Consider the following 12800-nt stretch of genomic DNA (forward strand, 5'->3'; position numbering starts at 1 on the left):
AAAGATGATTAATGAAAAACGCAGCCATCATTGTGGTGTGCTGACTAAGGAGCAAGCTGGCGAACAGGTTGTACTGTGCGGCTGGGTTGCTAAACGACGTGACCACGGCGGATTGATTTTTATCGATTTGCGTGACCGCAGCGGTATCGTGCAGGTTGTTGCCGATCCCGAAAGCGCTGGCAGCAGCTTCAAAACTGCCGAAGACATCCGTAACGAATATGTTATCAAGGTAATTGGTAATGTACGCCTGCGTGATGAGGACACTATCAACGAAAACATTCCTACCGGTACCATCGAAGTACTGGCACATGATATCGAAGTGCTGAACGGTGCTAAAACTCCTCCGTTCTACATCAAAGACGGCATTGACACTGACGAGAACCTGCGTCTGAAATACCGTTATCTGGACCTGCGTCGTCCGGAAATGCAACGCAACCTGATTCTGCGTCATAAAGTTGCTAAGCTGATGCGTGACTATCTTGATGATAATCATTTCCTCGAGATTGAAACTCCGATGCTGTGCAAATCCACTCCGGAGGGTGCTCGTGACTACCTCGTTCCGAGCCGCGTAAACCCCGGCAAGTTCTATGCACTGCCGCAATCTCCGCAAATCTTCAAACAGCTGCTGATGGTAGCTGGTATGGAGCGTTATTTCCAAATCGCACGTTGCTTCCGTGATGAGGACCTGCGTGCCGATCGTCAGCCGGAATTCACCCAGCTGGATATGGAAATGTCCTTCATGGAAGTTGACGAAATCCTGGAGCTGATGGAAGGCTTAATCCACCACATCTTCAAGGGTGCTCTGGGCAAGGATATCCAGATTCCGTTCCAACGTCTGACCTGGGACGATGCTATGGATCGTTTCGGCAGCGATAAACCGGACCTGCGCTTCGGCATGGAGCTGAAAAATGTCAGCGAAGCTGTTCAAGGCTGCACCTTCCAGGTATTCAACAATGTTATCGCTAACGGCGGTCAGGTAAAATGCATCAACGTTAAGGGTTATGCAGATATTCCGCGTCGTCAGCTGGACGAGCTCGTTAAATTCTGCGGCATCTACGGTGCTAAGGGTATGGCTTGGCTGCAATTCCCGGCAGAAGGCGGTGTAAAATCCTCCATCGCTAAATTCTTCAGCGATGAAAACATTGAAGCAATCAAAAAAGCTGCTGAAGTTGAAGCAGGCGACCTGCTGCTCTTCGTTGCTGATAAACCGTCCGTAGTTGCTGCTTCTCTGGGCGCACTGCGTATCGAAATGGCTAAACGCCGTGGTCTGATTGATCCGGATAAGCTGGCCTTCACCTGGGTAGTTGACTTCCCGATGTTCGAGTACAACGAGGAAGAAAAACGTTATGTGGCAATGCACCATCCGTTCACCGCTCCGCGTGACGAAGACCTGCCGCTGCTTCTGACCAATCCCGGCAAGGTTTATGCTAAAGCTTATGATATGGTTCTGAACGGCACCGAAATCGGCGGCGGTTCCATCCGTATCCATCGCCGCGACGTACAGAAGAAGGTATTCGAAGCTATCGGCCTGTCCGATGAGGAAGCACAAGAGAAGTTTGGCTTCATGATGAACGCATTCGAATACGGTGCTCCGCCACACGGTGGTCTGGCATTCGGTCTTGATCGTCTGATCATGATTATGGCTCAGCGCGATTCTATCCGCGACGTAATTGCTTTCCCGAAAACTCAGAGCGCATCTGACCTGATGACTCAGGCTCCTAACGATGTTGATGAAAAACAGCTGCGTGAGCTGCACATCAAAACCAGCCTGCTGATGAAGAAGGACAAAGAAGACAAATAAGCACTTTAGTCCGCTTCTGTCAAGTGGATAACGCAAAATAAATATTCAAAAATTTTTAATGGAAGCGTTGAAAAACGCTTCCATTTTTGGTATTATATGTATGTCGATAGAAGTTAAAGACAATTGAAGAATACTTGTTAATTATACCCCTGCGATGTTCGTTACATTGCTCCACAGGTTTTGAGCCAACACTCTAACCTAGGGAGCCTGATACTCCTTCTTTCAAAAACATGCCTCCTTTGAGTGGACGTTTGCGATTGGTAGGGAAGGCACCCACCTGCACATGCAGGTTCAAAACACGGAGCTGGACGGCATTGTGGGGATTAATTTTTGCCAAAAATCAATGTATTGCGTTTTGCAATACATTGATGCTATAATGAGTGTGAAAGGTGGGATTTCTATGGTAGCCAAAAGTGCAAATGTAAGTGTAAGAGTTGAGCCTGATATTAAAGCTCAGGCAGAGGCAATCTTAGAACAATTAGGTATTTCTGCATCATCGTTTATTAACATGACTTATAGGCAGGTTATCCTGAAACGTGGTATACCTTTTGCTGTTACCATACCGCATAGCTTGCCGACACGCTATTCTATGAGTGATGAAGAATTTGAGCAAATGATTAGTGCCAGCTTGGAGCAGGCTAAAAGAGGAGAGAGTATTCCTTTTGGAGAAGCAATGGATAAGCTTATGCGAGGTCTGTAGCTAATGGAAAAACAGTACAGAGTTAATATTACGCATGATGCTTATAGGCAGATGGAAACAATCAGAGATTATATAGCTTATGAGCTGATGTCACCGAAAGCTGCCAAAAATCTTTTGGCGACTTTTGGAAAAGAAATTTTGCTTTTACAGTGGACTCCTGGTATGTATGCTTTAGTTGAGGAAGCAAATTGCAGAAAAAAAGGTGTGCGTAGGTTTCCTGTGAAGAATTTCCTGGTTTATTATTGGATTGATGAAGATAATAAATTAGTGAATGTAATCGCAGTTATTTATGTCAGAAGAGATCAGCTCAAGCAATTAGAGAATCTGGATTTGGAATAAAATAGAGAGTGACGATCATGGAAAATCTATTCGGTAATTTATTTGAAACTGAAAAGCGACAGACGAAGCCTTTGGCCGACCGCATGCGTCCCGAACGCCTCAGCGACTTTGTAGGGCAGGAGAGCGCCGTAGGCGCAGGCAGTCCGCTGCGCCGCATGATTGAGCGTGATGTGCTGCAGTCCGTACTTTTTTACGGACCTCCGGGAACAGGCAAAACAACGCTGGCGAAGGTCATCGCGCATGTCACCGGCGAAAAGTTCGAAGCAATCAACGCCGTTTCCAGCGGTGTACCCGAGCTGCGCAAGCTCATCGCCAAGGCGCAGGAGGACAGACGCAACGGACGCGGCCGTACTATCGTGTTTATCGACGAGATTCATCGCTTCAACAAGGCGCAGCAGGATGTTCTGCTTCCCTATGTGGAAAACGGCACGATAGTGCTCATCGGTGCTACTACCGAAAACCCTTTCTTCGAAATCAATTCGCCGCTGCTTTCGCGCATGAAGGTGGTGCGCCTGGAAAAACTGCAGGCACCGCAGATTCAGCAGATTTTGGAGCGTGCGATTGCCGACACGGAGCGTGGTTTTGGCAACAGCTTTAAGGCGGAGCCTGAGGCGCTGAGGATTATTGCCGATTTTGCGGCAGGCGATGCCCGCAGCGCGCTGAACATTCTGGAACAGGCTGAGTTCATGCTGCCGGAGGAGGGCGAGCGTGTGCTGACGGTGGCAACGCTGCGCAGCGTTATTGGTACAGCGCTGCAGCGTTACGATAAAAAGGGCGACCAGCATTACGATATCATCAGCGCCTTTATCAAGAGCATGCGCGGCGGTGATGCGGATGCGGCGCTGCATTATCTGGCGCGTATGATTGAGGGCGGCGAGGACGTGCGCTTTGTGGCGCGTCGCGTCGTTATCTGCGCGGCGGAGGATGTGGGCCTGGCGGATCCGCAGGCGCTGGTGGTAGCCAACGCTGCAGCGCAGGCTGCGGATTTTGTAGGCTGGCCTGAGGCGCAGATACCGTTGGCGGAGGCTGTGTGCTATATCGCCAACGCACCCAAGAGCAACACTGCCTATATGGGCATTGCCAAGGCGCGCGCGGATGTGCGTAACCGTAACTGCGGCAGCGTGCCCAAGCACTTGCGTGATGCGCATTATCCAGGTGCCGCCAAGCTGGGACATGGCATAGATTACAAGTATCCGCACAATTTCCCCGGAGGCTGGGTGGAGCAGCAGTATCTGCCGGATGAGCTGGTGGGAACGCGCTATTACATTCCCAGCGGTCACGGTCAGGACAAGGGGCGCAGACAAAAATAGCATAATTAGAAATTTAAGCTATACAGCTAAAATTTGCAGAAATTATTTGTGACGCAATCTAGCATTTTTTCTGTTAGTAGTGTATACTATACCTATATTATAGACTATTGTATTAGACAGAAAGGGTGTGAAGATCATAGCTTTAAGCAACAGGCAGAAGCAAATTGCTGAAATTGTACGTCTGGACGGACCTATTACCGGCGAGCATATAGCCGAAAGGCTGAATGTAACCCGCGCTGCCTTACGCAGTGATCTGGCAATCCTTGTTATGGGCGGTATTCTTGATGCGAGACCGAAGGTTGGTTATTTTTATACCGGTAAAAATACTTTGGGTATGCTGATGGAAGAAATTTCTGCTATTACTGTGCAGGATCTGCAGTCGGTACCGGTAGCGATTAAACATGACAAGAGCGCCTACGAAGCAGTTGTTACCATGTTTCTGGAGGATGTCGGAACGGTGTTCGTGCTGGATGAGGAAGGCATGCTGAACGGCATTTTATCGCGAAAGGATTTACTGAAGGCTGCTATCAATAATAATGATTTGCGTGATATTCCCGTGGTCATGGTAATGACGCCGATTTCCAAAATCATCGTGGCTACACCTGATGAGCCTGCCGCTTCGGCAGCACGCAGACTGATTGACAATGAAATCGACTGTCTGCCGGTAGTAAAAATCATTGATGAAAAGAAGCGCATGTATCAGGTGCTGGGACGTATTACAAAAACTAATTTTACTCGTCTGCTGGTAGATCTGGCTGAGGGTAAGGGGGGTAATTATCATACTAACGAAGCTTAATCCGGTTATTTATGCTGTATCTGACTCTATTGGTGAAACTGCGGAATCCGTAGTTAAGGCAACCACCAGTCAGTTCGTAGAAGAAAAATTTGATGTTATCCGTGTTCCTTACGTAAAGGACAAGGAACAGATTGATAAAATTGTAGAAGAGGCTGCAGCTAATCATGCGGTTATCTGCTATACAATCGTATCGCCGGAGCTGCGCGAGCATATGGCGGACAAGGCTATGAGCAGTGATGTTGAGGTAGTTGACGTTTTGGGACCGATGCTTAAATCCATCGAAAAGTCTACAGGTCTGCTGCCGAAAAATCAGGCCGGCCTGATTCATTCTTTGGACCACGAATACTTCAAGCGTGTTGAGGCTGTGGAATTTGCCGTTAAATACGACGATGGCAAAAATCCTCTGGGCCTGTTGAAGGCGGACGTTGTTATTATCGGCGTTTCTCGTACCTCCAAAACTCCGCTGAGTATGTATCTGGCACATAAGCAGATTAAGGTTGCCAACGTGCCGCTGGTACCGGAGCTGGCTCCGCCCGAGGAGCTCTTTAAGGTGCCGCCGTATAAGATTATCGGTCTGTTGATTGATCCGTTCAAACTGAACGAAATCCGCAGCGAGCGTCTGAAAACCATGGGCCTGTCCGATACTGCGACCTATGCCGATATGAAGCGTATTGATGACGAGCTGGCTTACGCTAAGGGCATTATGCGCCGTCTGCACTGCCAGATTATCAACGTTTCCAACCGTGCGATTGAAGAAACCGCCGGCATTATCATGGAGTATGTGCGCAAGAACAAGGAACGCCATCACGAAAACTAAATTAGTGTAGCTCTGAGCTGCTGTTGCAGTGAGTCAGAAAAATAAACGGCCATTGGCAGCAAAGCGTCTGTCGGTGGCCGTTTTTGGATAAAGAGGATTGAAGGAGGTTGCCTTAGTGCACAGATACGTTTTTCATATTCCCTGCGCTGTTTATGAAAGCGGTGCTTTAAAGCCTGCTCCGTGGCAGCAGGTGATATACGATTTCGCTGAGGTGCTATATAAGCATACGGACGGCTTTTTCGTGCAGGATGCCGTGGGCTATTATAAGGGACGCAGCTATGCGGAAAAGCTACTGGTGGCTTATATTGATGCCGATGTAACAGATGATTTTGTGCGCATTGCCCGTGTTTTGCAGCAGGAATGCTATGCCTACGAGCGTGACGGTGAGCTTTTTATAGCTAAGTGATGCCTGCGCGTTCAACGGATTGCGTTTTTATGCAGCCTCAGAACATCGATAATGCCAATATAATATTTTCCTTCTAAATGTAGAAGATGTTTTAGGCATAAATCCTTTAGAAAACGTGAGAACAACAGTTAGAAGAAAGGCGAAAAAAGTATAAATATAGCAATTAGTTTTGGAGGTGCACAAAATGTCTAAATTATTGGGGACATTAAGTTCTTTATTCATATTGTATGCAGCTACTATGACATCAATAGGTACGAATACAATAGTTTATTTAGTTATATTTGCACCGTTTGCATTGATGCTCTTATACTCTTTATGGTTTACTAAGCCTTGGAATGAGAAAACAAAAAAATAACTTCAAACAATCTTTATGACATTACTTAGTTTAACCAGATAGAAATTATTTGATACCTTAAAGATAGATTTCGTGTGCGGTTAGAAGAATAGATAAACAGCTAACTAGTTGTCACTTTCTGATTCCTGTTATATTGTGACCAAGATAGTGACACAGGCTTGTGTAAAACTGCATGATATTGAGCAGAGTGGCTCTTTTGTGCTATAATATATTATTATGATTTAGATTTAGAGGTGCAAAAAACTATGGCACGCTTTGCTGTAAAGACATTAGAATTTGATAAAGTAAAAAATATGCTGGCCTCCAAGGCCGCAACCTTTTTGGGCAAGCAGGCAATAATTTCCCTGCAGATTGAAAGTGAATTCAGTAAGGTTAAGCGCCTGCAGGAGGAAACTGCGGAAGCGCTGCGCATTCTGGATGAAGGCAGACGTTTCCCCTTCGGCGGTGCGTTCAATATTACGGCTGACGTGAAGCGCGCGGAGCTTGGCAGCGTGCTGGAGCCGGAGGAGCTGCAGCATATCCAGACAACGGTGCAGGCCTTTGCTTCGATGAAGGATTTCACTGCGGAAAATGCGGAAACAGCGCCTAATCTGGCTGAATATGGAGCGGAGCTTACACAGTTCGGCCGTCTGGAAAAGCAGATTGGCAGTGCGATTGATGAGCATGGCGAAATCAAGGACAACGCTTCGCCGAAGCTTGGCGGTCTGCGTACTGCGATTCAGATTGCCAAAAACCGCGTGAAGGAAAAGCTCGACAGCATTCTGCATGACCCCAATAACCAGAAGTATTTCATGGATAACATCGTAACGATGCGCGGCGACCGTTACGTTATCCCTGTAAAGCAGGAATATAAGATGAACTTCCCCGGCATTGTGCATGACCAGAGCGGTACGGGTGCAACGCTGTTTATCGAGCCGCTGGCTGTTGTCAACCTGAACAATGATATCAAGCGTTATGTAGCAGAGGAGCACGAGGAAATCGAGCGTATTCTGCGTCAGCTCACGCAGAACGTGGGCGCGGAGGCGAAGGCGCTGCTGGCTTCGCTGGAAATCTTTACTACGCTGGACGTTATCTGTGCCAGAGCTTTGCTGGCGCAGGAGCAGCATGCGGTACGCCCGATGCTGGTGCTGTCCGGCGGTGTAGAAATTACGCAGGGACGTCACCCGCTGCTGCCGAAGGATACGGTGGTGCCTTTGGACGTACAGCTGGGCGATAAATTCACCATGCTGCTGATTACCGGCCCTAACACCGGCGGTAAAACTGTAGCACTGAAGGCTGTAGGCCTCTTTGCGCTGATGGCGCAGATCGGTCTGTTTATCCCCGCAAGCAGTGCAAAAATGCCGGTGTTCCGCGCAGTTTATGCGGATATCGGTGATGAACAGAGCATTGAGCAGAGCCTGTCAACCTTCTCTGCCCATATGACGAATTTAATCAGCATTTTAAACGAGGTTAAAGCAGGAGATTTGGTGCTGATTGACGAAATCTGTGCCGGTACGGACCCGAACGAGGGCGCTGCGCTGGCTATGGCGATGCTGGAGCACCTGCATGAGCAGGGCGTGCTGACGATGGTAACAACCCACTACAGCGAGCTGAAAACCTTTGCCTACGGTCACGAGGGCATGGAAAACGCCAGTGTGGAGTTTGACCCCGTATCACTGCGTCCTACCTATCGCTTGCTGATGGGCGTGCCGGGAAGCAGTAATGCCTTCAATATCAGCCGCCGTCTGGGCCTGGCTGAGGATATTATCAAAAATGCCGGTGAGCTGCTGAACCAGGAGCATGTGCATATGGAAAATGTACTGCAGGAGCTGGACAGCGAGCGTCGCCGTTATGAAAGCGGCAGCAAGGAGATCGAGGACCTGCGCCGTGAAAGCGAGCAGCTGCGCAACGCGCTGGCTTATTCCAAGAGCGAGTTTGAGCGCCGCAAGAATGAAATGTTGCGCAAGGCGCGTGAGCAGGCGGATGAAATCTACCGCCGCAGCCGCCGTGAATCCGAAGCAGTGCTGAAGGAGCTGCGCTCCATGAAGGCTGACTTCGATACGAAGCGCTTAGAGCAGGCGGCCGAAGAGGCGCGCAAGAAGCTCAACAAAACGCTGAGCGAGGAGGCACCGCTGCCGGAGGGCGCACCGTTATCTGCCAAGACGGCGAAGAAGGGCCTGAATGTCTTTGTCGTTTCCTTAGGGAAGAACGGCATTATTACCGATGTCAATGGCAATGATGTAACAGTGCAGGTTGGTATCCTGAAAATGACTGTGCCGGCAAAAAAATGTCTGCTGACCAAGGCACAGCCTGCGCATACCGATGCTGCGCCTAAAAAGCGCAAGGGCTTCAGCAAGAATGCTGCTGCCAATTACGCACACCAGATGTTTATTGCCAAATCGGGCAGTGCCAAACAGGAAATTGATTTGCGCGGGATGACGCTGGATGAAGCAATTCCCGTTGTAGATAAAGCTATTGATGATGCGCTGATTGCCGGTATCGGCCAGCTGCGCCTCATCCATGGCAAGGGAACCGGTGCCTTGCGCGCCGGACTGACAGCGTATCTGTCGACCAACCGCTTTGTCAAAAAGCTGGAAACGGCGGCGCTGGAGGCCGGTGGCAGTGGCGCTACGGTAATTGATTTGTAATTTTGAAAGGAGTAGTTAACTATGACTATGAGTATTGCTGCAAAACACGCTAAGGGCAAATCTGCCCAAGATAAAATTTTCGGTGCTAATGCTGCTGCAGTGGCAGCTGCTGCCAAATACGGCAAGGATGCCGTTACCAACGCTACCATCGGCGCTATTCTGGACGAGGATGAAAAGCTCGTCTGCCTGCCGACTGTAGAAGAGGTTTTCCGCGGTCTTTCCACTAACGAAATGATTGCTTACGCACCTATCAGCGGTCTGCCTGAATATCTGGACTGCGTACTGACTGCTGCCTTCGGCAACTCCCGTCCGGAAGGCTACATTGCCGCAGTTGCAACCGCAGGCGGCACCGGTGCTATCCACCATGCTATCTGGAACTACACCGACAACGGTGATACCGTGCTCTGCTCCGACTGGTACTGGGGCGCTTACAAGGTGCTGTGCCAGGATATGGGCCGCAATTTCACCACCTATAAAATGCTGGACGAAAACAATAAGTTCAACCTGCCTGCTTTGAAGGAAAAGGTTGACGAGCTGCTTGCTAAGCAGGATAACCTGCTGTATCTGCTGAACACTCCGGCGCACAATCCTACCGGCTACAGCCTGAGCAGTGAGGATATGGACGGCGTGCTGGCACTGCTGAAGGAAGCTGCCGTACCAGGCAAAAACATCGTTTTCTTCCTGGACGTTGCATACATTGATTATGCCGGCGAAAAAGAAGAAGTACGCAAAATCTTTAAAAAGCTTTCCGGCCTGCCTGCCAACATTCTCTGCATCGTTGGCTACAGCATGTCCAAAGGCTTCACCATGTACGGTCAGCGTACCGGCGCTATGATCGGCGTTTCTTCTGACAAGAGCGTTATTGACGAGTTCGCTGCTATCAACCAATACACTAGCCGTGCAACCTGGTCCAACATCAACCGTCCGGCTATGCGCACTCTGGCAACCATTTACAGCGATCCCGAGCTGCTGGCCAAGGTTTGCGCTGAGCGTGATTACTATTATCAGATGATTAAGGCCCGTGCTGACCTGTTCACTAAGGAAGCAGAAGAATGCGGCCTGCCGATGCTGCCGTATGTAGCAGGCTTCTTCCTGTCTATCCCCGCTAAAAACCCGGACGCAATCTGCGAAAAGCTGCACGAGGACAATATTTTTGCAGTTCCTTTGGCTGCAGGCGTACGTATCGCTGTTTGCGCTGTACCGCTGAAGAAGATCAAGGGTATGGCTGCTAAGGTCAACGCTGCAATGCAAGCCGTTGGCGAATAAAATGCTTAAGCTGCAGTTGTCCAATGGACAAATTATCGAAGTAGAGGAGGGCAGCACACTGCTGCCCCTAGCTAAACGCTTTAGTGCAAAATATGCTTCTCCCATCGTTATGGGACTCTATAACGGTGAGGAATGTGACCTGCAGCGTCCGTTGACTGCTGACGGCACAGTTGATTTTGTCGAGGTCAACAATTCTACAGGCATGCGTGTTTATGTGCGCACGCTGCTGTTCATGCTGATTGCAGCAACCAAAAAGCTTTATCCTGATGTGCATCTGGAGGTGCGCAACTCTCTGGGAAGCGCACTCTACTGCAAGGATAACAGCGAGCGCAAGCTCACTGCTGAGGATATCCGCAGCATCGAAGATTATATGCACAAAATGGTGGAACGCAAGGAGCCTGTCAAGCTGCTTCGTCTGGCAAAATCAGATGCTATTGATATGGCCTGTGCCAACTGCAGTGATGACAATCTGGCGCTATTGGCCCAGGTACCTGATGACACTGTGCTGACGATTAACATTTTGGAGGGCGTTCCCGGTTATCTCTTCGGTCCCATGTGCCCGGATGCCGGCTATGTGCCTTACTTTGAGCTGCTGCCGTATGCTGATGGTGTAATTATCAATTACCCTGATGACGGCAACTGGACGGTGCTGCCGCCTTTTGTAGACCAGGCGCGCCTCAATGATACTTATCAGGAGGCAGAAGAATGGTCTGCCATGATTCATTGCAATACTGTGGGCAAGCTCAATAAAATTATTGATTTAGGCTATGCCGAAAAGATTATTCAGGTAGCGGAAGCGCTGCATGAAAAGAAGCTGGCTAATATTGCCGATATCCTGGCAAATCACCATGAGCTGAAGCTGGTGCTGATTGCAGGTCCGTCCTCTTCCGGCAAGACCTCTACGGCACAGCGTCTGAGCATCCAGATGGCAGTCAACGGCCTGCGTCCGATTGCCATTTCTATGGATGACTATTATAAAAACCGTGTAGATTCGCCGCGCAAGGCTGACGGCAGCTATGACTTTGAATGCCTGGAGGCTATCGACCTGGAGCTGTTCAACGATCATCTGCAGCGTTTGCTGGCAGGTGAAAAAGTGAAAATGCCCAAGTACAATTTCCGCACCGGCTGCCGTGAATATCGCGGTAACGAGCTGCAGCTGCAGGAAAATTCCGTGCTGGTTATCGAAGGCATCCACGGCCTGAATGAGAAGCTGACACCGTCCGTACCGGCGGAACATAAAATAAAAATTTATGTCAGTGCGCTCACACCGATGTCCTTTGATGAGTACAACCGTATCCGTACCACCGATATGCGTCTGCTGCGCCGTATGGTGCGCGACAGCCAGTTCCGTTCGCATGATGCGGAAACTACGCTGAAAACCTGGTCCGACGTGCGTGAGGGTGAAGAAAAATACATCTTCCCGTATCAAGGCAGTGCTGATATTATTTTCAACACCACGCTGATTTACGAATTAGCTGTGCTGAAAAAATATGCGGAGCCGCTGCTGCGTGCTGTACCGCAGTCCGCAGGCATGGCCTACACTACTGCGCGCCGTCTGCTGAACATTTTAAGCTACGTTAAGCCGTTGGAGGATGAGGTTATTCCTAATAACTCTATCCTGCGTGAATTTATCGGCGGCAGCGTGTTTAAGGATGCACTGTAATTGTAAAAACAAAATAATGTTGTCATAGACCTGCTGCCCAAGCCGTGGCAGCAGGCAGACGCAAAAAAGCTGTTGTACGTTTGCTTGCGTACAACAGCTTTTGTGTTAGCGGTAAAAATTATTTGCGGAACATTTTATCGAAGCGCTCCAGCAGACCTGCCTTGAAGCAAAGCACCAGGCCGCCGACAGCGCCGACTGCTGCCTGCAGAATCTGGTAGGGTAGCTTAATGTAAGCGTAATGCGGTGTGCTGTAAATAAAAGCACGTCCCAGAGAATAGCCCACAACCATGATAACAGCGCCTAAAATTACGCCGAGGGCAGCGCCTTTGAAGCTTACCTTGCCACCGCGGTGTGCCAAGAGGCAGATAACTACCGCCTGAATGCCGTGAGTAACCAGAGAAACGAACATCGGTGTTGGGTAGAAGAATAAGTCGCCTAAGAAGGCACCAACGCCGCCAACAATGAAGGCTGCTTTAGGATCGTCCAGCAGAATTGCTGCCGTGCAGATGATAACATCATTAAGATATAAATGACCGCCCGGTACCGGCAGACCGAAGGAGCTCATCATAATGTTGAGCGCCATAAACAGTGCGGTGATACAGATTGCCAGGGTGGCATTACTTTTTTGTGCTTTACGTTCTATATGTTCCATATAAACATTCCCCTCTTTATAAGATGATAAAGACTATTATATCGTTGTTTGGCTATAATAATATTGCC

12 protein-coding genes and 1 other RNA gene are annotated in these 12800 nt (G+C 49.2%); 12 read left to right on the forward strand and 1 reads right to left on the reverse strand.

Annotation, left to right across the window (positions count from 1 at the left end; all coding sequences use genetic code 11):
* The first annotated feature begins 4 nt into the window (after positions 1-4).
* The 12 genes from aspS (at position 5) to Q0G26_RS03705 (ending at position 12080) form a co-directional block, all read left to right on the forward strand.
* Positions 5-1801, forward strand: a complete 1797-nt coding sequence (gene aspS / locus Q0G26_RS03650; protein ID WP_009146276.1) for an aspartate--tRNA ligase — start codon at positions 5-7, stop codon at positions 1799-1801.
* A 143-nt stretch (positions 1802-1944) separates the two neighbouring features.
* Positions 1945-2128: non-coding RNA, 6S RNA (gene ssrS, locus Q0G26_RS03655), on the forward strand.
* A 73-nt stretch (positions 2129-2201) separates the two neighbouring features.
* Positions 2202-2501, forward strand: coding sequence for a type II toxin-antitoxin system RelB/DinJ family antitoxin (locus Q0G26_RS03660; protein WP_293828675.1), 300 nt, complete (start codon positions 2202-2204; stop codon positions 2499-2501).
* Between the two features lie 3 nt (positions 2502-2504).
* Positions 2505-2840, forward strand: a complete 336-nt coding sequence (locus Q0G26_RS03665) for a type II toxin-antitoxin system RelE/ParE family toxin (RefSeq protein ID WP_293828677.1) — start codon at positions 2505-2507, stop codon at positions 2838-2840.
* A gap of 17 nt (positions 2841-2857) precedes the next feature.
* Positions 2858-4150, forward strand: coding sequence for a replication-associated recombination protein A (locus Q0G26_RS03670; protein WP_293828679.1), 1293 nt, complete (start codon positions 2858-2860; stop codon positions 4148-4150).
* A 127-nt stretch (positions 4151-4277) separates the two neighbouring features.
* Complete coding sequence (locus tag Q0G26_RS03675) at positions 4278-4946, forward strand: helix-turn-helix transcriptional regulator (RefSeq protein WP_293828682.1); 669 nt, start codon at positions 4278-4280, stop codon at positions 4944-4946.
* The gene (locus tag Q0G26_RS03680) at positions 4927-5763 is read left to right on the forward strand and encodes a pyruvate, water dikinase regulatory protein (protein WP_366517729.1); all 837 of its coding nucleotides are present in this window, start codon (positions 4927-4929) and stop codon (positions 5761-5763) included. The genes Q0G26_RS03675 and Q0G26_RS03680 overlap by 20 nt, the downstream gene beginning before the upstream one ends.
* Positions 5764-5878: 115 nt before the next feature.
* Positions 5879-6169 carry a hypothetical protein gene (locus Q0G26_RS03685; protein WP_293828683.1) on the forward strand — a complete coding sequence of 97 codons (291 nt, stop codon included), beginning with the start codon at positions 5879-5881 and terminating at the stop codon, positions 6167-6169.
* A 184-nt stretch (positions 6170-6353) separates the two neighbouring features.
* Complete coding sequence (locus Q0G26_RS03690; protein ID WP_293828685.1) at positions 6354-6524, forward strand: hypothetical protein; 171 nt, start codon at positions 6354-6356, stop codon at positions 6522-6524.
* 245 nt (positions 6525-6769) lie between these two features.
* Complete coding sequence (locus Q0G26_RS03695; RefSeq protein ID WP_293828687.1) at positions 6770-9151, forward strand: endonuclease MutS2; 2382 nt, start codon at positions 6770-6772, stop codon at positions 9149-9151.
* 21 nt (positions 9152-9172) lie between these two features.
* Positions 9173-10417: an aminotransferase class I/II-fold pyridoxal phosphate-dependent enzyme gene (locus Q0G26_RS03700; RefSeq protein ID WP_293828689.1), complete on the forward strand. Its 1245-nt coding sequence runs from the start codon at positions 9173-9175 to the stop codon at positions 10415-10417.
* Between the two features lies 1 nt (position 10418).
* On the forward strand, positions 10419-12080 hold the full coding sequence (locus Q0G26_RS03705) for a nucleoside kinase (RefSeq protein WP_293828691.1): 1662 nt from the start codon (positions 10419-10421) through the stop codon (positions 12078-12080).
* 118 nt (positions 12081-12198) lie between these two features.
* Here Q0G26_RS03705 and Q0G26_RS03710 read toward each other — a convergent pair whose 3' ends face one another.
* Positions 12199-12732, reverse strand: coding sequence for an ECF transporter S component (locus tag Q0G26_RS03710; protein ID WP_210684624.1), 534 nt, complete (start codon positions 12730-12732; stop codon positions 12199-12201).
* Positions 12733-12800: the final 68 nt, after the last annotated feature.

The sequence above is a fragment of the uncultured Phascolarctobacterium sp. genome (assembly GCF_934190775.1).
GTDB lineage: Bacteria > Bacillota > Negativicutes > Acidaminococcales > Acidaminococcaceae > Phascolarctobacterium_A.